The sequence below is a fragment of the Methylobacterium amylolyticum genome (genome assembly GCF_030700245.1).
Classification (GTDB): domain Bacteria; phylum Pseudomonadota; class Alphaproteobacteria; order Rhizobiales; family Beijerinckiaceae; genus Methylobacterium.
The window spans coordinates 76713-97375 of record NZ_JAUYZI010000012.1 but is presented as its reverse complement, the minus strand read 5'-3'; the positions used below and the strand labels follow the sequence as shown (position 1 = coordinate 97375).

Sequence of the window (20663 nt, the reverse complement as noted above, 5' to 3'; positions counted from 1 at the left end):
CGCGAAAGTAACTCGACTGGAAGTTGTATAAGCGACATGATGCTCGCCTCTGGGGTGAGGACATCATGTTGAAGGATCTGGTGCAGAGCGCCGGCCGACGGGCAGGCGTCGACATCTTCCGGGCGAGCAGCGAGCCGTTTCGCTGGAGCCACACGGTGCACGACTACTATCCGGTCGTCCCGAGCGCCCGCTGGCAGCCCGGTACCCTGCCGCACGGGCGGCTGAGCGCCGTCCTGGCCCGGGAGCACGCGGCCTACGAGCGCTTCCTGGACTTGCTGGACGCCCACGCGGACCTGCTGCACGCGGTACCCCACGAGGCCGGCGTCGCCGACGCGAAGACGCCCTACTGGAACAACACGTGGTTCACGGCGCTGGACGCCGCCGCCCTCGTGACCATGCTCGCCTGGAAGCGTCCCGCCCGCTACCTCGAGATCGGCTCCGGCACCTCCACGCGCTTCGCGCGCTACGCGGTCGACGCCCTGCACCTTCCGACGCAGCTCACCTCGATCGACCCGATGCCGCGGCTGGCGATCGACGCGCTCTGCGACTGGACCGTGCGAAGCCCGCTCGAAGCCTGCGACCTGAAGGTCTTCGACGAGCTTCGGGCCGGCGACATCCTGTTCTTCGACGGCTCGCACCGCGCCTTCACCAACTCGGACGTGACGGTGTTCTTCTTCGAGGTGCTGCCGCGGCTCCGGCCGGGGGTGATGGTGCATATCCACGACATCTTCATCCCCGACGACTACCCGGCCGCCTGGAACCACCGGCTCTACAACGAGCAGTACCTGCTCGCGGCGATGCTGCTGTGCGGGGCCCCGCCCTTCCGCGTCAGCCTGCCGGTGACCTACGTCTGCAAGCACGCCGCCTACGGTGCGCGGGTGCGGCGCGCCTTCGCGGCCCGAGGTCGGAGGCCGGACATCCCGTTCCTCTACCCGAACGATGCCGGGGCCCCCGGCGCCTCGTTCTGGATCGAGACCGCCGTCCCCGGCGATCAGGCCGGGGCGACGCCGTAGCTCGCCGCGATGACCGGCTTCTTGCCGCGGATGTGCTCGCGCAGCAGGTGGGCGAGCGCCGCCCCGTCGCGGGCGCGCAGCAGCACGATCATCTGCTCGTGCTCCGACATCGCCCGGGCCCACTGCTCCGGCGTCTGGTGGGCGCGGTAGCGCGAGCGCTGGATCCGGCCCGACAGGCTCTGGTAGAGGCCGCCGAGGATGGCGTTGCGGGCCGCTGCCATGATCGCCTCGTGGATGCGGCGGTTGTTGCTGAAGTAGCCGGCCTCGTCGCCCGCCCGCCACGCCACCACCATCGCATCGTGGTCGGCCTGGATCGCCGCGATCTCCGCGTCCGAGATGGAGCGGCAGGCGAGGTCGCCCGCGGTCGCTTCCAGGCCGGCGATCACCTCCATCATCTCCTCGATCTCGCGCTCGGAGATGCTCGCCACCCGCGCCCCGCGGTTGGGCAGCAGTTCCAGCAGCCCCTCGGTGGCCAGGATCTTGATCGCCTCGCGCAGGGGCGTGCGCGAGATGCCGAAGCGCTCGGTCAGCTCGGTCTCGTTGATCCGGGACTTGGGCTCCATCTCCCCCGAGAAGATCAACTCGCGCATGCGCTCGGCGACCTCGTCGTGGAGGTAGCGGCGACTGATGCCGATGCGGGTATCGATCTGATTCATATTCTGGAAAACGGACCGCCGGTCAGAGACTGTCTCCCAAGTCTAGGGGCACAAAAATTCAGTGTCGAGGCGTCAGCGCCCGGTCGAGCACGCGGGCCACATGTTCCGCGCGCAGGCCGAGTCCGTCGTGGATCTGGTGCCGGCAACTCGTGCCGTCGGCCACGACGAGGTCGTCCGCACCGGCCTTGCGCAGGGCCGGGAACAGCGACAGCTCGGCCATGGCGAAGGAGGTCTCCACCGTGTCGGCCCCGTAGCCGAAGGTGCCGGCCATGCCGCAGCAGCTCGACTCGATCGGGCGCACGTCGAGCCCGGGCACCGCGCGCAGCACGGTCTCGACCGGCGTGAACGCGCCGAAGGATTTCTGGTGGCAGTGGCCGTGCAGGTGCGCCACCCGGCCGCCCTGGTGGGCCAGCGGCAGGGCGATCCGGCCGGCGGCGAGGTCGACCGCCAGCAGCTCCTCGAACAGCACGGCCTGCCGCGCCAGCAGGGCCGCGTCCGCGCCCGGCAGCAGCGCCAGGAACTCGTCGCGGAAGGTCAGCAGGCAGGACGGTTCGAGGCCGACGATCCGGGCGCCGGCCCGCGCGAACGGCAGCAGTGCGTCGAGCGTGCGCCGCGCCTCCGCCCGCGCCCGGTCGGTCTGGCCGGAGGCGAGCCACGTGCGGCCGCAGCAGAGCGGCCGCCGGCCCCGGTCCGGGAAGACCCGGTGCAGCCGGTAGCCGCCGGCCAGCAGCACCCGCTCGGCCGCCTCCAGATTCTCCCGCTCGAAGGCGCGGTTGAACGTGTCCCCGAACAGGATCACGTCGCGGAAGTCGCCGGTGACGTCGGCGGGATGGGCGGGTTCGCCGATCTCCCGCCACGGCCGGCGCCAGCGCGGCAGCGTGCGGCGGGCGGAGAAGCCGGTCAGGCGCTCGGAGAACGCCGCCAGCGCCGGGTGCCGGTCCCGCAGGTTGAGGAGCGGCGCGAGCTTGGCGGCCACGCCCGCGTAGCGCGGCATCAGCCCGACCAGCCGGTCGCGCAGCGGCAGGCCGTGCCGGGCGTGATAGTGGTGCAGGAACTCGATCTTCATCCGCGCCATGTCGACGCCGGTCGGGCACTCGCGCCGGCAGGCCTTGCACGACACGCACAGGTCCATCGTCCGCTTCATCTCGGGGGACGTAAACGCCTCCGCACCGAGCTGCCCGGAGATGGCGAGCCGCAGGGAATTGGCGCGCCCGCGCGTGAGGTGCTGCTCCTCGCGCGTCGCCCGGTAGGACGGGCACATCGCCCCGCCCGCGAGCTTCCGGCAGGTGCCGTTGTTGTTGCACATCTCGACCGCCGGGCCGAAGCCGCCCCAGTCCGCCCAGTCGAGGGCGGTGCTCGCGGGCGCCGTCACCGCGTAGTCGGGCTTGAACCGGAACAGGCTGCGGTCGTCCATGCGCAGCGGGCGGACGATCTTGCCCGGATTCAGCCGGTTGTCAGGGTCGAAGGCGTCCTTCACCGCCTCGAAGGCGCGGGCGAGCGTGCCCCCGAACAGCGGCTCGACGAACTCCGAGCGCGAGATGCCGTCGCCGTGCTCGCCCGAGTACGAGCCCTTGTAGCGGCGGACCAGCTCGCTCGTCTCCTCGGCGATGGCGCGCATCCTCGCGACATCGCCGCCGAGCTTCATGTCGAGGATCGGGCGCACGTGCAGGCAGCCGACCGAGGCGTGGGCGTACCACGTGCCGCGGGTGCCGTGCCGCGTGAACACGTCGGTGACGGCGTCGGTGTAGTCGGCCAGATGCTCCAGCGGCACCGCGCAGTCCTCGATGAACGAGACCGGCTTCGCGTCGCCCTTCATCGACATCATGATGTTGAGGCAGGCCTCGCGCACCTCCCAGACCGACTTCTGCCGGGCCGGCTCGACCACCTCGACCACTGACCCGGGGAAGCCGTGGTCGGCCATGCAGGCGTCGAGCCGCTTCAGGTCGCGCTTGAGGGCGGGCAGGTCGTCGCCCGCGAACTCGGCGAGCAGCAGGCAGTTCGGCCGGCCCCGGGTGATGTCGGCGAGCGTCGTGCGGAACAGGGGGATGTCGGCGCCGAGCACCAGCACGTTGTTGTCGACGAGTTCCACCGCCACGGGATCGAGGGCGACGATGTGCTGCGTCGTCTCCATCGCGGCGCGGAACGCAGGGAAGTGGCACACGCCCATCACCCGGTGCGCGGGCAGGCGCGACAGCTTCAGCGTCACCGCCGTCGTGGCCGCGAGCGTCCCTTCCGAGCCGACGAGGAGGTGGGCGAGGTTCGGCCGCGCCTCGACCAGGGCGTCGAGCCCGTAGCCGCCGACCCGGCGCTGGACCTTCGGAAACCGCGCGGCGATCTCGTCCCGGTGCCGGTCGGCCAGCGCCAGCATCCGCCGGGCGATGTCGGCCGCGCGCTCGGAGCCGCTGACGCCGGAGGCGTCGTTGCCGGTGAGCGACAGGCCGAACGGCTCGCCGTCGTGCAGCAGCGCGTCGATGGCCAGCACGTTGTCGCTCATCTTGCCGTAGCGCAGGGAGCGGGCGCCGCAGGAATTGTTGCCGGCCATGCCGCCGATCGTGCACCGGGTCGCCGTCGAGGGCTCGACGGGGAAGAACCAGCCGTCGGCCTTCACCCGGGCGTTCAGGCGCTCCAGCACCATCCCGGGCTCGACCGTCACCGTGCCGGCCTCCGGGTCGTAGGCGAGCACCCGGTTGAAGTGGCGCGAGCAGTCGACCACCAGCCCGGTTCCGATCGGCTGGCCGTTCTGCGAGGTGCCGCCGCCGCGCAGGATCACCGGGGCCCCGTGATCGGCGGCGATCCGCAGCGTCGCGGCGATGTCCTCGGCCGAGCGCGGCAGCACCACGCCCGCCGGAGTGATCTGGTAGATCGAGGCGTCGGTGCTGTAGCGCCCGCGCGTGAAGGCGTCGAAGCGCACCTCGCCCTGGATCCGCTCGGCGAGTCGGCGGGCGAGGCCCGCCTCCAGCCGCGCCGCCGCGCGCGGCGTCGCCTGCGCCGTTCCTGCCGTCACCCGCGTCCCTCCCGGCGCCGCGTCCGCGGACGCCCCATAGCGCTCCGCCCGGATGCGGCTCAGCGTCCGGATCCGAGGCCTTCCGTCGCCGGACCGGCGCCCGCCGGGCGCAGACTTCCCCATCTGTATTCAAGATTCAAGGCGGCGGTCGCCGCAGGGGGAACGGGCCGCGGGCGCGATGCCGCATCCGCGCAGCCCCCGTCTTGCCACCGCGCGACCGCTCGGCCGATCCTGCCCCGATGCGCGCGGCCCCGCCGGGGCCGGCTACGACCCGGAGACCGGATGACACCCTACGGCAGCCTCGAACAGCGCTTCGCCCGCCTCTCCGCGCTGGAGGGCGCGGCGGGCATCCTCGGCTGGGACGCGCAGACGCTGATGCCGGACGGTGCGGCGGAGGCGCGCGGCGACCAGCTCGCGATCCTGCGTGGGCTCGCCCACGACCTCCTCACCGCCCCGGAGGCGGCGGACGCCCTCGACGCCGCCGAGGCGGAGCCGCCGACGGAGATCTGGCCCGCCGCCAACCTGCGCGAGATGCGCCGCGCCCACCGGCACGCCCTGGCCGTGCCGCGCGACCTCGTCGAGGCGCGGTCCCGCGCGGTGTCGCGCGCCGAGATGGTCTGGCGCGAGGCGCGCCGGGACAGCGACTTCGCCCGGCTCGCGCCCCACCTCGCGGAGGTGCTGGAACTCCAGCGTGAGACCGGGCGGATCAAGGGCGCGGCGCTCGGCCTCGACCCTTACGACGCGCTGCTGGACGGCTACGATCCCGGCATGCGCCGGGCGATCATCGATCCGCTCTTCGCCGACCTCGCGGACTGGCTGCCGGGGCTGATCGCCGAGGCCCGCGCCCGTCAGGCGGCCGAGCCCGCGCCGCTGCCGCTCGACGGTTCGTTCCCGGTGGAGGCGCAGCGCGACCTCGGGCTCGCGCTGATGCGGGCGCTCGGGTTCGACTTCACCCGCGGGCGGCTCGACGTCAGCCTGCACCCGTTCTGCGGGGGCGCGACCGACGACGTGCGCATCACCACCCGCTACGACGCCGCCGACTTCTCCCGCGCCCTGATGGGCGTGCTGCACGAGACCGGCCACGCCCTCTACGAGCAGGGTCGCCCGGCCGCTTGGCGCCACCAGCCGGTGGGGGCGGCCCGGGGCATGAGCCTGCACGAGAGCCAGTCGCTGATCGTCGAGATGCAGGCCTGCCGCAGCCCGGACTTCTTCCGGTTCCTCGCCCCGCGCTTGCGCGAGGCGTTCGGCCGGAGCGGGCCGGCCTGGGAGCCGGACAACCTCCATCGCCTGCACACCCGCGTCGCGCCGGGCTTCATCCGGGTCGATGCCGACGAGGCGACCTACCCGGCGCATATCCTGCTTCGCTACCGGCTGGAGACCGCGCTGATCGCCGGAGACCTCGCGGTGGCCGACCTGCCCGGCGCCTTCGACGACGGGATGCGCGACCTGCTCGGCCTCGCCGTGCCCGACGACCGTCACGGCTGCCTGCAGGACATCCACTGGCCGAGCGGCGCCTGGGGCTACTTCCCGACCTACACCCTCGGGGCGCTGGCCGCCGCGCAGCTCTTCCGGGCCGCCCGCGCCGCCGAACCGGCGCTGCCGGACCGCCTTGCCGCGGGCGACTTCGCCCCGTTGCGCGACTGGCTGCGCGCCAACGTCCATGCGCAGGGGAGCCTCGTCGGCACCGACGCGCTGCTCGAACGCGCGACCGGCGCTCCACTCGGCACCGGGGCGTTCCGGGCGCATCTGGAGGCGCGCTACCTCGGCCGGTCGTGGTCTTCGCCGAACCGGTGACCGACCGCTGGGGGTGGCGGGAGGAGGTCCGGTCACCCCCAGTTGTACGGTGGGCCTGCGCGGAAGCGCTGCTTGCAGGATAGTTCGGATCGTGCATGCTGAGCCGCGTGGTTCTGCGGGGTATCGATCGCCCGGATGGCTTATCCTGCCGCCTCGACGACGCGCAGCAGCGGGCCGCTCCGCCGGGGCGCCGCCTCGACGACCCGGCCCTTGATGTCGTGGATGCTCGGATGCGTACGGCGTCCCGGCGCGTCCGCGGTCTCCGGCCCGCGCACGCTTCCGCTCGCCTTTTCCACGCCCCGCCGCCCCGGAACCTGAAGCCGTAATCGCCCGCCGAGGCGCCATGCGGCGTACCCGCGTACGCCTTCGAATTTAGAAAAAGAATAAGAAACAAGAAATAGAACAACGAGGAGAGGGATATGCTGCAAGAAGTGACAACCACGCTCGGCGCCTGCCCGCACGACTGCCCTGACACATGCTCGATGCTCTACACCGTCGAGGCGGGGCGGCTGACCGAGGTGCGCGGCAATCCCGATCACCCGATGACCCGGGGGGCGCTCTGCGGCAAGCTCAAGGACTTCGACAAGCACCACTACAATCCCGACCGCATCCTCTACCCGATGCGGCGCAGCGGCCCGAAGGGCAGCGGCCAGTTCGAGCGGATCACCTGGACCGACGCTCTCGACGAGATCCACCGGCGCTGGAACGCGATCGTCGACACCCACGGGGCCGAGGCGATCCTGCCCTACAACTACCTCGGCAACGAGGGCACGGTGCAGGGCCTCACCGTCGGCGACGCCTTCTTCAACCGGCTCGGCGCGACGGTCGCGGAGAAGACCTTCTGCGGCTCGGGCTCGTGCACGGCGTGGCTGCTGACGGTGGGTCCGACCAACGGCACCGATCCGCTCAGCTTCGCGCAATCGAAGTACATCGTGATCTGGGGCTGCAACTCGGTCTCGACCAACATCCACCACTGGCACATCGTGAAGGCGGCCCAGCGCGACGGCGCCAAGGTGGTGGTGATCGACCCCTACCGCTCGCGCACCGCCAAAGAGGCCGACTGGCACTTGATGCCGAAGCCCGGCACCGACGGCGCGCTCGCCATGGCGCTGATCCAGGTCATCATCGCGGAGGGGCTGACCGACGACGCCTACATCGCCGCCCACACCGTCGGCTTCGACCAGCTCAAGGAACGGGCCGCGCCCTTCACCCCGGAATACGCGGCCGACATCTGCGGCATCCCCGCCGACGATATCCGGCGGTTGGCGCGCGAGTACGCCACAACCCGCAACGCGGCTCTGCGCCCCGGCATCGCCGTGGAGCGCAGCGCCGGCGGCGCGCAGGCGCTGCGGGCGATCTTCTCGCTGCCCGCGCTCACCGGCTCGTGGAAGGACCCGGGCGGCGGCGTCTACCAGATGCCGCTGTGGGAGTTCCCGGTGCACTGGGACCGGGTCTGCCGCCCGGACCTGATCCCCGAGGGGACGCGGGCGCTGAACGTGCTCAAGCTCGGCGAGATCCTCACCGGCGAGGCCGGGATCGACCCCGGCATCCACGCGCTGATGGTCTACAACGCCAACCCGGTCTCGAACTCGACCGAGACGGCCAAGATCAAGCGCGGCCTCGCCCGCGAGGACCTGTTCACGGTGGTGAGCGAGCACTTCGTCACCGACACCGCCCGCTACGCCGACATCCTGCTGCCGGCGACCATGGCGGCCGAGCACGACGACATGATGTTCTCGTGGGGGCACTTCTTCTTCACGCTGAACCAGAAGGCGATCGAGCCGCCGGGGGAGGCGGTGTCGAACGCCGAGCTGTTTCGGCGGCTCGCCCAGCGCTTCGGCTTCACCGAGCCGCAATTCGCCATGAGCGAGACCGAGTTGATGGAGTGGTATCTCGACTGGGACAGCCCCAAGCTCGGCGGCATCACCATGGACCATTTCCGCGAGCACGGCTGGTACCGGCTGAACCTCGGCGATCCGGCGACGCGCACGCCCCACGCGGAGGGCAACTTCCCGACGCCGTCGGGCAAGTGCGAGTTCTACTCGGAAACGGCGCTGACGACCGGCAACTTCGTGGCCCCGCCGTTCCGGCAGATGTACGAGGCCAAGCAGGGCGGCGAACCGCTCGACCCGCTGCCCGGCTACGTGCCGGCCAACGAGCGGCCCGAGACCAACCCGGCCCAGGCCGAGCGCTACCCGCTCAACATCGTCTCCCCGAAGAGCCACGGCTTCCTGAACTCGCAATACGCCAACGAGGCGCACAAGATCCGCGCCCAGGGCGGGCAGGCGATCCTGATCAACCCGCAGGATGCGGGGCCGCGGGAGATCACCGAGGGCGCGCTGGTGCAGGTGTTCAACGACCGCGGCACCTTCCACGGCCAGGCCAAGGTCACCGACGACGTGCCGCCGGGCATGGTGGTGGCCTCGCTCGGCTACTGGCACGCGCTGAACCGCGATGGGGCGGTCAACGTCATCAGCTCCGCGACCTACGGCGGCATGGGGCACTCGCCGACCTACAGCGACAACCTCGTGCAGGTCGGGTTGGCGCAGTAGCGCGCCTGGGCGGCGGTACGGCGCCGCCGCCCGGAGCGTCATCGCGAGCGAAGCGACGCGACCCAGGACAGCGCGCGTTCTCCGGACGTCGCGCTGCTGGATCGCTTCGCTCCGCTCGCAATGACGGCGCGGGCGGATCCTCGACTTGCCACGCCGCTACAGTTCCAGCACGTCGACCGCGTCGCCCAGGCGATCCCGCGCGATCTCCGCGACGTGGCGGTGATGCGTGAACAGGATCGGCTGCACCGCGCCGCCGATCTCGGCGAGCGCCGCGAGCCCGTGGCCGGTGCGGGCGTCGTCGAAGGTGGAGAACAGGTCGTCGCCGATGAACGGCGCGGGCTCGGCCCGGGCGGCGTAGTCCTCCAGGTAGGCTAGCCGCAGGGCGAGGTAGAGCTGGTCGCGGGTGCCCTCGCTCAGGCCCTCGATGCCGACGAGGCCGCCGCCCGCGCGCCGCCCGGCGAGCCGCGGCGTGTCGTCGTCGTAGCTCTGCGCCAGCCCCTCGAAGCCGCCGCCGGTGAGCGCCCGGAACAGCGCGCCGGCCCGGGCGACCAGCGGGTCCTGCTGGCCGGCCCGGTGGCGGGCGACCGCGTGGCCGAGCATCAGCCCGGCCAGCCGCAGCACCGCCCATGAGCGCGCTGCGGACGCCAGGTCCGCTTCGGCCCCCTTGCGCTCGGCGAGCGCCAGCTCGGCGCCTGTGCCGCCTTCGAGCGCGGCGCGGCGGCGCTCGTTGCGGTCGCGGTCGGCGAAGATGAACCGGCCGCGCTCCTCCACCGCCTCGGCCTCGGTGGCGAGCCGCGCCAGTTCCGCCTCGATCGCCTCGGGGGGCAGGTCGGCGAGGCCGGCGCGCAGATCGGCCTCCGGCAGGCCGTCGGCGGCACCGGCGAGGCCGCCGCGCAGGCGGGCGAGGTCGTCGCGCAGCCGGGCGCGGGCGCCGAGGCGGCCGTGCAGGGCCGCGACGGTCTCCAGCGGCGCTCCGGCCAGCTCGGGGGCCGCGTCGGCGAGGCTCCGGCGCAGGGTCTCGCCCGCCGCGTCCCGCTCCCGCACCGCCGCCGCAGCCGCGCGCTCCGCCTCCTCGCGCCGCCGGTCCAGCTCGGCGCGGCGGACCGTCCGGGCCTGCGCGGCGACGAGGCGGCCGTGCAGGGTGCGAATCCCGGCGCTCGGCGGCATCTCGGCGAGATCGGGGGCCAGCGCGCCGACGAGGGCGGCGACCGCGGCGCGGTACGCCTCCCGGTCGCGGCCGATGCCGGCGACGCGGCGGTGCAGGTCGGCGTGCTGGGCGAGCGCGCCCGGCACGTCGTGCCACGCCGCCAGCGCCCCCTCGGCCTCCTCGGGGGCGGCTCCGCCGTCGAGGCCGAGGGCCGCGACGGCGCCCGCCCAGGCGTCCCGCCACGCGGCGCGGCGCGCGCCCGTCTCGGCCAGGGCCGCGTCCAGGCGCTGCGAGGCGGCGGCGGCGGCGCGCAGCAGGCCGGCGCTCTCCAGCCCGGCCTCGCGGCGGCTGCCGAGCAGCGCCACCCGCTCCTCGGCCCGCGCCAGCACAGCGCCGACATCGAGGCCGGCGAGGTCGTCGAGCCCGGCCCGGGCGCAGATCCCGGCGAGCGGCGCGCGGGCCGCGGTGATCTCTGCGCCGAGGCGATCCCCCTCGATCCGGCGGCGGGCGATCTCCTGCTCGGTCTCGATCAGGCTCTCGGCCTCGGAGAGCCACGTCGCCATCTCGGCCGGCGGATGCGGCGCGATCCCCGCCGCCGCCCAGGCCTCGCGCCACGCCGCCTCGCCCTCGGCGAGCCGACCCGCCGCCTCGGCGAGCGCGGTCCCGGCGGCCTCGGCCTCGGCCCGGGCCGCCGCGAGGCGGCCGGCATCGGCGGCCTGCTCGGCGACCCGGGCGGCGTCGGCGGCGCGCTCGTCGGCCAGCGCGTCGGCGGAGAGAGCGGCGCGCTCGAACGCGGCGACGGCGGCGGCGCTCGCGCCGGTTCCGGCGGCGAGGGCGTCGCGCAGGGGGGCGAAGGCGTCCTCGCGGGCGGCGCGCAGGGCGTCGAGGCGCTCGCGCGTCGCCACCGGCCGTCCGGCTTCCCGCTCGCGCAGGCGCGCGGCGATCTCGGCCACGCGGGCGGTCGCGGCCTCGCACCGGTCGGCCAGCCGGTCGCGCTCGCGCTCCGCGGCGTCGAGGAGGGCGCGGAACCGGCCGATGGCCTCCGCCGAGGGCAGGGGGGCGCGGGCGAGCGCGGCCGTGTCGGCGACCGTCGGCGACAGCCGCCCGGCGGCGTTGCGCAGGACCAGGGTCTCGTGCCGGATCGCCCCGTCGAGGTCGGCGTGCCGGGCGATCACCTCGCGCAGGCGCGCGAAGGGCCGGAGCATCTCGCGCAAGGGGGCCGGGTCGACGACGGCGCCCGCCGCCTCGACCGCGGCGGCAAGCCGGTCGTGCTCGGCGCGCGCCGCGTCGCGGTCGCGGGCGAGCTGCGCCTCGGCCGCGTCGAGGGAACGCGCTTCACGGAGCAGGCGCTCGATCCGGGCACGGGCCGCATCCGAGGGCTGGGCCGACGACAGGGCGGCGAAATCGGGGACGCCGACGCGCGCGCGCAGCCGGTCGAGGTCCGCGGCGAGCCGGTCGGCCTCGGCGCCCACCCGCGGCAGGTCGATCCCGTCCTTGTCGAAGCGGTCGATGCCGCGGAACGCCTCCAGGATCTCCTCCGCCCGCGCGGTCAGGGCGGCATCGACGGGTACCGCCTCGGCCTCGGCCCGCGACCGGGTGCGGGCGGCGTCCGCGCGCGCGGCCTCGGCCCCGGCGGTGCGGCAGCCCTCCAGCGCCGCCCCGAGCCGCTCGATCCAGGCCGCGTCGGCCTCGACCAGCCCGGCCTCCTCCGCCAGCCGCGCCTCCAGGGCGTCGATCCCGGCGAGCAGCGGCGCCGCCCGCTTCAGCCGCTCCAGGCGGGCCCGCTCCGTGGCGAGCCGGACCCGCTCGGCGCCGACCGCGTCGAGTTGGCCCGCGGCCTCCGCGATCTCGTCGTTGAGCGCCCGCCAGTCCCCGGCGCGCAGGCCGGTCTCGCGGATCGCCTTGCGGGCCCCGTCGTAGCGGTCGAGCGCCTGATAGAACACCCGGTGCCCGGCCCGGCGCGGCGCGTAGATGCCGTCCGCCTCGCGGTCGAGATCCTCTTGGAGGTCGGTCAGCCCGCGCAGGCCCGAGCCCGCCGCGAACAGGCTGGCGCCGACCTCGCCCTCGACGTCGACCATCTCGCGGCCCCCCGCCCGGAGAGCCGCCGCGTCGAGGCCGAAGGCGCGGCAGAACACGGTGCGGGAGATGCCGCCGAGGAACGGGGCGAGCGCGTCGTCGGGCAGCGCCGTCTCGGCGGCGTCGATCAGCGTGCGCCCGCGGCCCTTGCGGCGGCGGAAGGCGAGGCGGCGCCCGTCGGCGGCGGCGATCTCGGCGCCGAGGCGGAGCTGCGGCATCTCGTGGTGGAAGGCGTAGCGGGTGCGCTCCTCGATGCCGAACAGCAGGTCGGTGACCGCGGCGAGCGCCGTGCTCTTGCCGGCCTCGTTGGCGCCGAGCACCACGTGCAGCCGCGCGTCCTCGCGGAAGCGCACCGCGCGGTCGGTGAAGGCGCCGTAGCGCTCCAGGGCGAGGCTGAGGAGGCGCATCGTCAGCAGCGCCGGCCGGAGAGGCGGCCGAGGATCAGCGCCTCGGCCTCGGCGCACAGGGTGTCGAACTCGGCCCCGAGGTCGATCTCCTCGCCCGGCAGCGCCGGCATCTTCTGGCCGATCTCGGCGAGCGCCGCGCGGGCGCGGGCGGCGAACTCGGGATCGCGGTCGATGTCGGCGAGCAGCGCGGCCGGGTCGATCGCCGCGGCGGTCGCCGGGATCGCGGCCGGCGGGCGCCGGGTCTCGATCTTCAGCCGCTCCAGCCAGATGTCCTCGTGGACCCGGTGGGCGGCCGCCTGGATCTCGGCGGACAGACCTTCGCGGTCGGCGCAGAGCCGGTCGTGGGCCGGGCTCGTGCCGGTGAGGTGCACGCGGACCAGCACGAGACGGCCCGAAGCGGTCTCGGCCAGCGGCCGCAACGCCGCCTCGACCGCGTCGAGCGCGGCGCGCTCGTCCCCGACCTCGGCGCAGTCGACGTCGAGCCGGTGGAACCGGGCGCGGTCGAGGACGAGGCGGTGCACCTCGGCCACCCGCCCGTCCGCGACCGTGACGAGCACCGCGCCCCGGGGCCCGCATTCGCGGACGCTGCGGCCCTGGAGGTTGCCGGGGAAGACGATCCACGGGTCCCGGGACAGTTCGGCGTAGTCGTGGACGTGGCCGAGCGCCCAGTACGCGTAGCCCCGCGCCCGCAGGTCGGCGACCGAGCAGGGGGCGTAGGTCTCGTGCGCCGCGTGGCCCGTGCAGGAGGTGTGCAGGACGCCGAGGTTGAACCAGCCCGGCACGGCGGCCGGGTAGCTGAGCGACAGGTTCTCCTCCACCGCCCGGGATCCGAAGCTGCGCCCGTGCAGGGCGACGCGGCACGCCTCCAGCCGGTGCGTGGACGCCCGCGCGGCGGGGAAGACGTGCACCGAGGGCGGCAGGGTGATCGAGCGGGTGATGACGCTCTCGGCGTCGTGGTTGCCGCGCACCATGATCGTGGGGATCCCGGCCCGGTCGAGGCGGGCGACCTGGCGGGCGAAGAACAGGCCGATCGTGTTGTCGGTCCAGTCGCCGTCGTAGATGTCGCCGGCGACCACGACGAAGGCGACGGCGCGCTCGACCGCGAGGCTCACCAGATCCTCGAACGCCTGCCGGCCGGCCGCGGCGAGCCGCCGGGCCAGCTCCGGATCGCGGCTGCCGAGCCCCGTCAGTGGGCTGCCCAGATGCAGGTCCGCGGCGTGGACGAAGCTGAAGCTCTGCTGCGGGTTCGACATCCGGCTCGGTGCGAGAGAGCGCGTCACGACAAAGGCCTGGAGCCGGGCACGATCGCAACGCGATCGGGAACGGCTCCCGGTGCCCCGCGACCGGCGGGGAACGGCCGGCGTTCTTAGGCCGGCCGCGCGCGTCTCCTCAAGCGCCCGGCGGACGCATCCACGGCTTCGCGCGGGACCCTCACCCCGCTCCCGCCGTTCCCCGACCGGCGCGGCGGCGCGCGAAGTAGGCGCGCCGCTCGGCCTCCGCCCGCACGGTCGTCGCGCGCACCTTCAGCAGGTCGCGGCGGGTGAGCAGCCCGATCAGGGTGCCGGTCGCCGGATCGGTGACGGCCAGCCGCCCGAGGCCGGTGGCGAGCATCACGTCGAGGGCGTGGGAGACCACGTCCTCCGGGTGGGCGATCGGCAGTGAGGCGTCGGAGACGCGCTCGCTCAGCGGCTCGTCCGGGTCCGCGTCCTCCACCTTCCAGCGCAGCACGTCGTTGCGGGTCACGAAGCCGAGGGGGCGGCGGGCGTCGTCGACCACCGGGTAGGCGTGGTGGGCCCCGACCTCCACCGCGGCGGCGGCTTCCCCCGCCGGCAGCGCGCTGGACAGCACCGCGACCTCGCGGGTCATCACCGCGCCGACCCGGGTGAGGTCGTAGGGGTCGATGCCGTATTCCCGGGTCACGTGCTGCCCGCGCCGGGCGATCTTCTCCGTGAGGATCGAGCGCTTGAGGAGCAGCACCGTCACCGCGTAGGCGGCCACCGTCGCCGCCAGGACCGGGACCAGGGCGGCGAAGTCGCCGGTCACCTCGACGGCGAACAGCGCCCCGGTCAGCGGCGCCGGCAGCGTGCCGCCGAGCATCGCGGCCATGCCGACGAGGGCCCAGAAGCCCGGATCGCCCGGCAGCGCGTGGCCCAGGACCCAGCCGGCGGCGCCGCCGATGATCAGGAGCGGGGCGAGCACGCCGCCCGAGGTGCCGGAGGACAGGGCCACCAGCCAGATCGCCGCCTTCACCGCGAGGATCAGCAGCACCGCCGTCACCACGAGGTGTCCGGTGAGCAGGTCGGCGATCACGTCGTAGCCGACGCCGAGCGCCCGCGGCTCGATCAGGCCGCCGAGGCCGACGACGAGGCCGCCGAGCGCCGGCCACCACATCCAGTGGATCGGCAGCCGCGCGAACCCGTCCTCTAGGGCGTAGAGCGCCCAGGTCAGCGCGCCGGACAGCAGGCCGCACAGCAGGCCGACGCCCGCCGCGGCGGCGATGGTCCCGCCGGTGATCGCCGGGTTGGCGGCGAAGGGGAACAGGGGGCCGCCCCCGAAGACCAGCGGGCGCCAGCACGCGGCGGTGACGGCGGCGACCGCCACCGGGATCAGACTGCGCGGCCGCCACTCGAACAGCAGCACCTCCAGCGCCAGCAGCACGGCGGCGACGGGGGTCCCGAAGATCGCGGTCATGCCCGCGGCTGCGCCCGCCACCAGCAGCGTCTTCCGCTCGGCCGCGCTGAGATGGAAGAACTGGGCGAACAGGGAGCCCAGGGCGCCGCCGGTGACGATGATCGGACCCTCCGCGCCGAACGGGCCGCCGGTGCCGATCGAGATCGCCGAGGAGACCGGTTTCAGCACCGCCACCTTCGGCGACATGCGGCTGCCGCCGATCAGGATCGCCTCCATCGCCTCCGGGATGCCGTGGCCGCGGATCTTCTCCGAGCCGAACCGCGCCATCAGGCCGACGATCACGGACCCGATCACCGGGACCGCCACCATCCACGGCGTGCGCGCCGCATCGGCCAGCGACACGGGGGTGGCGTCGATCCGGCCGAACCACGCGAGGTTGGTCACGAGCGCGATCAGGCCGAGCAGCACCCAGGCCGCGCCGGTGGCCACCGTCCCGGTCACGAGCGCCATCGCCGCCAGCCGGAGAACCCGCCGGTCGGCGGTGTAGTCGGCGAGCCTGCGTCTGCCCGGGCCCATCGCGGCCGGGCGGGGCCCCCCTGTCGGCATCGCGCTGCCCGGTTCGCGTCCTCCCTCGTCCGACCCCGTGCCCGCATGCGTCCCCGCGTGCATAACCTCTCCCGATCACCGTGTGATATATGTCGTGATGCGATACATTACGGTGGGGGCCGGAGGCAAGCGATGGCGCAGGGCGCGGGCGACGATCTCTCATCCGACCAGTACGCGGCGCTGGCCGCCTTCCGCTACCGGCTGCGGCGTTTCCTGGCCTTCAGCGAGGCGGCCGCGGCGCGGGAGGGGCTGCCGCCCCAGCAGCATCAGGCGCTGCTGGCGCTCGCCGGCCACCGGGGGGAGGGCGCACCGACGGTGGGCTTCCTCGCCGAGCAGCTCCTGATCGCGCCGCACACGGCCGCCGAGTTGGTCAGCCGCATGGTCGAGGGCGGCCTGCTCACCAAGGCGCGGGGCACCGAGGACAGGCGGCGCGTGGAACTGGCGCTCACGCCGCGGGCGGAGGCGCTGCTGCGCGGGCTCACCGCCGCGCACCTCGCGGAGCTGCGCGGCCTGGAACCGGCCCTGCGGGCGGTGCTGCGCGAGAGCCTGCCGGGCGCGCCGCGCGGGGGCATCGAACGCGGCGGCCGCGCGCGCGTTGAAGCGTGACGGTCTGGGGAGGCGGTCTGGATGGAGAGTCAGTTCGACCCGGCGACGGGGGGGCCGAGCGCGGACCCTGCCAGCCGCGCCGCGGTGTCGCCGCTGCCGATCCGGCAGGCCGACCGGGAGCAATCGACGTTCAAGATCGTGAGCTGGAACCTGCTGCGCCGGGTCGGCGCGGCGGTCGACGACGTGGCGGCCCTGGTGGAGCAGGAGAAGCCCGACCTGCTGCTGATGCAGGAGGCGACCCGCGCCATCGGCTTCCTGAAGGAGCGGATCGGCGGCCACTACGCCTGGGCGCCGCTGCCGGGGCGCATCCACGGCCTCGCCATGTGGAGCCCGACGCCGTTCCCGGCCCATCCCCGGACCGTGCGCCTGCCCTCCGGCGCCCTCGTCCACCGGGTCTGCCAAGTGCTCGACCTCGGGACGTTCGGGGTAGCCAACGTGCATCTCTCGCACGGGCAGATGCTGAACCGCCGCCAGCTCCGCCGGATCGTGGCCGGCCTGCCGCCGAGGGCCGCGATCCTCGGCGACTACAACATCGTCGGGCCGGCCCTGGTGCCGGGCTTCCGCGACGTCGGCCCGCGGCGGCCGACCCACGCGATGGTCGAGGTGCTGCCCCTGCGGCTCGACCGCTGCCTCGCCCGTGGGTTGATCTGCCACGAATCGGCGGTGCTGCCGCGGGGCGCCTCCGACCACCGGCCGATCGTGGTGCACCTCGGCCCCGCCCCGGACGAGCCGAAGCCGCGCAGGCTCAGAGATATGGCAGCAGCAGTCGCACGGCTGCGTCGCGCAGACGGGTGGGCAGGGGGCGCGCGGCGAGATCCGCCGCCGTCAGCCGACGCTCCATCTTCCCGCGCATGAAGCGGTCGAGCTCGGCCGCGAGACCCGCGTCGATGATCTCGACGTTCAGCTCGAAGTTGAGGCGGAAGCTGCGCATGTCCCAGTTCGCGCTGCCGACGAAGCACCACACGTCGTCGACGACCAGCGCCTTGGAATGGTCGAAGGGCGGCTCGTCGAGCCAGATCCGGACGCCGGCCTGGAGCAGGGGTTCGAGATGGGCCCGGGTCGCCCAGTCGATGAAATGGTGGTCGCTGACCCGCGGGATGATGACGTCGACGGTGATGCCGCGGGTGGCCGCCTGGGCGAGCGCGCCGGTCACCAACTCGTCCGGCAGGAAGTAGGGGGTCACGAGGCGCGCGGAGCGCTGCGCGCAGGCGAGCGCCTGCATCACCACCTGCTCGATCTTCTCCACGTCCGCGTCCGGCCCGGAGGTGACGACGCGGGCGACGCTGTCGCCGGCCGGCTCGCAGGCGACGAAGAACGGCGGCCCGTCGAGGTTCTCGCCGGCGACGAACGCCCAATCGGCCGAGAACGCGGCGGCGAGCTGCTCGACCACCGGCCCTTCGAGCCGGAAATGCGTGTCGCGAATCGGGTGCTCGGGCCGGGTCGCGACGCGGTTCGCCTGCGCGATGTTGAGGCCGCCGGTGAAGGCGACCGTCCCGTCGAGGATCAAGAGCTTCTTGTGGGAGCGCAGGTTGAGGAACGGCATCCGCCAGGGCAGGGCCGAATGCATGAACAGGGCGGCCGGAACCCCGGCCTTCCGCAGGCGGCGGTAGGTCGGGGTGCGGAAGTAGCCGCCCCCGATCCCGTCGATGATCACCCGCACCTGCACGCCGCGCCCGCGCGCCTCGGCGAGGGCGGCGCTGAATTCCCGGCCGGTGGCGTCGTCGCGGTAGATGTAGCTCGACAGGACGACGCTCCGGCGCGCGCCGCGGATCGCGGCGAGCATCTCCGGGTAGGCCGCATCGCCGTTGCGGAACATCCGCACCGCGTTGCCCGCCATCGCCGGCACGCCGGCGATGCGCCGGACGGCCCGGTCGAGGGGCCACAGCGCCTCCGGCACGACCGCGTCGTCGGTATCGGCCGGCTCCGGCGCCTCGGACGGGCGGCCGCGCATCCGGCGGGCGCGCCGGTACACGCGGTTGATCCCGAAGGTGACGTAGAGGAGGCTGCCGAACAGCGGCGACAGCCACGCCAGCCCGATCCAGCCGACCGCGACGCTGACCCGGCGCTTGCGCAGCAGCGCGTGCAGCGTCACCGCGACGGCCAGGACGAGGCCGAGCAGAGCCTCGACATCCGCCCGCAGCAGCGCGGTGGACTGGACCCATCGGTAGAGTGCGTTGTCCACGGTGCTGATCGGGTCCGTTCGCGGGGTTCCGGGCGGATATAGCCCAGCCGGAAGCGCTGTAACCGGTCCCGCGTTCCGCCTCTGCGTGCGCGCGGTCTATCCGTGCGTGCGGTGGGCCGCGCTCGTCGCGGCGGGCACGCAGGTGGGATTGCTGCCGTCGAGCGCGCCGTAGACGATCCGTCCGCCTTGCGCGAGGCAGCGCGCCTTGATCGCCTCGTGCGGGCGGTGGAAGCTCCAGATGGTGATCATTGGTCCCACCGTCGCGAGGCAGACGGCGCCGATCACCAGCGCGGCGATCCAGGTCGGGCCGTCGCGGCCCGGCCGCGGCGGGCGCGGCGGCGGCATCGCGCCGAGGAAGGCGCAGGTCAGACCGAGCAGATCGGATGTGCTCATCGGCCGTTCCGAGGCGGTGCGGGCGAGGCGGGCCCGACCATAGCAGTCTACCGCGGTGCGCCTCGGCCTCACAGGGCGCGATACGCCGCGCCGGCAGGCTCCGAGGGTTCTCCCCTCGGCCTGAGGCCTTCAGGGCTCCCAGCGCGGTTCGCGCTTGCCGAGGAAGGCGTCGATGCCCTCCCGCGCGTCGGCCATCAGCATGTTCCGGGTCATAACCTCGGCGGCGTAGGCGTAGGCCTCGTCGAGACTCAATTCGAGCTGGCGCCCGAACGCCTCCTTGCCGATCGCCACCACCCGGCGCGGCTTCTCGGCGATCCGGCCGGCCAGCGACCGCACCGCGCCGCTCAGCTCGTCGCGGGGCACGACGCGGTTGACGAGGCCGATCCGCAGCGCCTCGGCGGCGTCGATCGGCTCCCCGACCAGCAGCATCTCCATCGCGGCCTTGCGCGGGACCGCCCGCGACAGGGCGACCATCGGCGTCGAGCAGAACAGCCCGATCTGCACGCCGGGGGTGGCGAACCGGGCGTCCGCGGCGCAGACGGCGAGGTCGCAGGTGGCCACGAGCTGGCAGCCCGCGGCGGTGGCGATGCCGTGCACCTGGGCGATCACCGGTTGCGGCAGGCGCGCGAGGCTCAGCATCAGCCGGGCGCAGGTGCGAAACACCGTCTCGGCGGCCTCGCGGCCGGGTGTCGCGCGCATCTCCTTGAGGTCGTGGCCGGCGCAGAAGGCGGGGCCGGCGCCCTGGAGGACCACGACCCGCACTTCGGGCTCGTCCCGGATGGCGTCGAGCGCGTCCTGGAGCGCGCCCATCAAGGCCATCGACAGGGCGTTGCGGGCCCCCGGACGGTTCAGGGTCAGGATCGCGACGCCGTCCGCATCCTCCCGCAGCAGGAAAGGCGCGTCGGCCACGCTCGGCATCGACAGGGCTGCGGACATGACGGGCCTCCCGGGGGCCGGTCCCGGGGCCGGCTTCGAGGGCAGCCTAGCATGGCGGGTCCGGCGGTGCAGCCCGCGCTCAGCGCGCCGCAGGGACGGCGTACTCGGCGAGCGCCCGGTCGAGCCGGCAGAAATCGGCGCCCGGCCCGTTCCACCAGACCGCCGGATAGGCGTCGAGCCGGCCCATGACCCCCGCATAGGCCTCGGCGAGGGCCGAATCGACCACGGCGAGACCCGCGCCGGTGGCGGTCAAGGCGCTGGCCAGCGCCGCGCCGCGCAGCCCGGGATCGAGGGACGTGGCGCGCACCCCGGCCCTGGCGAGACCGAGGCCGAGGGAAGCGGCCTCGGCCGGCTCGCGCATCATCAGGGCGACGGCGTCGCCCGGCGCCAAGCCCTCGACGGCGGCCCAGGCCGCGCAGGCGCGGGGGTCGAACGCCGCCGGGATCGTCCGGGGCAGGGCGCGCGGCGCGGCGGCCGGCCGGAGCGGGGCGGCGAGCCCGACGATCGGGGTTTCGGCAGCGTGGGGCGCGTGGGTGAGCATGTGGGACGAACCGGGCTGATCGTTCGAGCGATCGGACTCCGGCGTGAGGCCGACGGGTTAACACTTCGATCCCGTGGCGGTCGCGGCGGCCGGCAAGCGGGCACATGGCGAACGGACCC

General features: G+C 74.1%; 14 protein-coding genes. 5 read left to right on the top strand and 9 right to left on the bottom strand.

Going from position 1 to position 20663, the window contains the following annotated elements; all coding sequences use genetic code 11:
- Positions 1-65 precede the first annotated feature (65 nt).
- Complete coding sequence (locus tag Q8W71_RS11130; RefSeq protein WP_305525428.1) at positions 66-1013, top strand: class I SAM-dependent methyltransferase; 948 nt, start codon at positions 66-68, stop codon at positions 1011-1013.
- On the opposite strand, the gene Q8W71_RS11125 is transcribed toward Q8W71_RS11130, so the two are convergent.
- Together Q8W71_RS11125 and Q8W71_RS11120 are read right to left on the bottom strand one after the other, a co-directional pair.
- Positions 992-1669, bottom strand: a complete 678-nt coding sequence (locus Q8W71_RS11125; RefSeq protein ID WP_305525427.1) for a GntR family transcriptional regulator — start codon at positions 1667-1669, stop codon at positions 992-994. The genes Q8W71_RS11130 and Q8W71_RS11125 overlap by 22 nt on opposite strands.
- 58 nt (positions 1670-1727) lie before the next feature.
- On the bottom strand, positions 1728-4673 hold the full coding sequence (locus Q8W71_RS11120) for an FAD-binding and (Fe-S)-binding domain-containing protein (RefSeq protein WP_305525426.1): 2946 nt from the start codon (positions 4671-4673) through the stop codon (positions 1728-1730).
- Between the two features lie 282 nt (positions 4674-4955).
- On the opposite strand from Q8W71_RS11120, the gene Q8W71_RS11115 reads away from it, so the two are divergent.
- Both Q8W71_RS11115 and Q8W71_RS11110 read left to right on the top strand, forming a co-directional pair.
- Positions 4956-6467 (top strand): carboxypeptidase M32, encoded by a 1512-nt coding sequence (locus Q8W71_RS11115; protein ID WP_305525425.1) that lies wholly within the window; start codon positions 4956-4958, stop codon positions 6465-6467.
- Positions 6468-6886: 419 nt separating this feature from the next.
- Positions 6887-9019, top strand: a complete 2133-nt coding sequence (locus Q8W71_RS11110) for a molybdopterin-containing oxidoreductase family protein (protein WP_305525424.1) — start codon at positions 6887-6889, stop codon at positions 9017-9019.
- Between the two features lie 156 nt (positions 9020-9175).
- Here Q8W71_RS11110 and Q8W71_RS11105 read toward each other — a convergent pair whose 3' ends face one another.
- From Q8W71_RS11105 to Q8W71_RS11095, 3 genes are all read right to left on the bottom strand, one after another.
- The gene (locus Q8W71_RS11105; protein ID WP_305525423.1) at positions 9176-12649 is read right to left on the bottom strand and encodes a YhaN family protein; all 3474 of its coding nucleotides are present in this window, start codon (positions 12647-12649) and stop codon (positions 9176-9178) included.
- 2 nt (positions 12650-12651) lie between these two features.
- The gene (locus Q8W71_RS11100) at positions 12652-13902 is read right to left on the bottom strand and encodes a metallophosphoesterase family protein (protein ID WP_305525422.1); all 1251 of its coding nucleotides are present in this window, start codon (positions 13900-13902) and stop codon (positions 12652-12654) included.
- 178 nt (positions 13903-14080) lie between these two features.
- On the bottom strand, positions 14081-15856 hold the full coding sequence (locus tag Q8W71_RS11095; protein WP_305525421.1) for a chloride channel protein: 1776 nt from the start codon (positions 15854-15856) through the stop codon (positions 14081-14083).
- Between the two features lie 162 nt (positions 15857-16018).
- On the opposite strand from Q8W71_RS11095, the gene Q8W71_RS11090 reads away from it, so the two are divergent.
- Complete coding sequence (locus tag Q8W71_RS11090; RefSeq protein ID WP_305525420.1) at positions 16019-16492, top strand: MarR family winged helix-turn-helix transcriptional regulator; 474 nt, start codon at positions 16019-16021, stop codon at positions 16490-16492.
- 21 nt (positions 16493-16513) lie between these two features.
- The gene (locus Q8W71_RS11085) at positions 16514-17347 is read left to right on the top strand and encodes an endonuclease/exonuclease/phosphatase family protein (RefSeq protein ID WP_305525419.1); all 834 of its coding nucleotides are present in this window, start codon (positions 16514-16516) and stop codon (positions 17345-17347) included.
- On the opposite strand, the gene Q8W71_RS11080 is transcribed toward Q8W71_RS11085, so the two are convergent.
- The 4 genes from Q8W71_RS11080 to Q8W71_RS11065 form a co-directional block, all read right to left on the bottom strand.
- Positions 17238-18674, bottom strand: coding sequence for a phospholipase D-like domain-containing protein (locus Q8W71_RS11080; protein WP_305525418.1), 1437 nt, complete (start codon positions 18672-18674; stop codon positions 17238-17240). The genes Q8W71_RS11085 and Q8W71_RS11080 overlap by 110 nt on opposite strands.
- Positions 18675-18770: 96 nt before the next feature.
- Complete coding sequence (locus Q8W71_RS11075; RefSeq protein ID WP_305525417.1) at positions 18771-19067, bottom strand: hypothetical protein; 297 nt, start codon at positions 19065-19067, stop codon at positions 18771-18773.
- A gap of 129 nt (positions 19068-19196) precedes the next feature.
- The gene (locus Q8W71_RS11070; RefSeq protein ID WP_305525416.1) at positions 19197-20003 is read right to left on the bottom strand and encodes an enoyl-CoA hydratase; all 807 of its coding nucleotides are present in this window, start codon (positions 20001-20003) and stop codon (positions 19197-19199) included.
- 79 nt (positions 20004-20082) lie between these two features.
- Positions 20083-20544, bottom strand: a complete 462-nt coding sequence (locus tag Q8W71_RS11065) for an AMP-dependent synthetase (protein WP_305525415.1) — start codon at positions 20542-20544, stop codon at positions 20083-20085.
- Between the last annotated feature and the right edge of the window lie 119 nt (positions 20545-20663).

Coding starts and splice junctions, on each gene's coding strand:
- Q8W71_RS11110 (WP_305525424.1), top strand. CDS start 6,887: ATGCTGCAAGAAGTGACAACCACGCTCGGCGCCTGCCCGCACGACTGC.
- Q8W71_RS11085 (WP_305525419.1), top strand. CDS start 16,514: ATGGAGAGTCAGTTCGACCCGGCGACGGGGGGGCCGAGCGCGGACCCT.
- Q8W71_RS11115 (WP_305525425.1), top strand. CDS start 4,956: ATGACACCCTACGGCAGCCTCGAACAGCGCTTCGCCCGCCTCTCCGCG.
- Q8W71_RS11090 (WP_305525420.1), top strand. CDS start 16,019: ATGGCGCAGGGCGCGGGCGACGATCTCTCATCCGACCAGTACGCGGCG.
- Q8W71_RS11070 (WP_305525416.1), bottom strand. CDS start 20,003: ATGTCCGCAGCCCTGTCGATGCCGAGCGTGGCCGACGCGCCTTTCCTG.
- Q8W71_RS11100 (WP_305525422.1), bottom strand. CDS start 13,902: ATGTCGAACCCGCAGCAGAGCTTCAGCTTCGTCCACGCCGCGGACCTG.
- Q8W71_RS11125 (WP_305525427.1), bottom strand. CDS start 1,669: ATGAATCAGATCGATACCCGCATCGGCATCAGTCGCCGCTACCTCCAC.
- Q8W71_RS11065 (WP_305525415.1), bottom strand. CDS start 20,544: ATGCTCACCCACGCGCCCCACGCTGCCGAAACCCCGATCGTCGGGCTC.
- Q8W71_RS11130 (WP_305525428.1), top strand. CDS start 66: ATGTTGAAGGATCTGGTGCAGAGCGCCGGCCGACGGGCAGGCGTCGAC.
- Q8W71_RS11075 (WP_305525417.1), bottom strand. CDS start 19,067: ATGAGCACATCCGATCTGCTCGGTCTGACCTGCGCCTTCCTCGGCGCG.
- Q8W71_RS11095 (WP_305525421.1), bottom strand. CDS start 15,856: ATGGGCCCGGGCAGACGCAGGCTCGCCGACTACACCGCCGACCGGCGG.
- Q8W71_RS11105 (WP_305525423.1), bottom strand. CDS start 12,649: ATGCGCCTCCTCAGCCTCGCCCTGGAGCGCTACGGCGCCTTCACCGAC.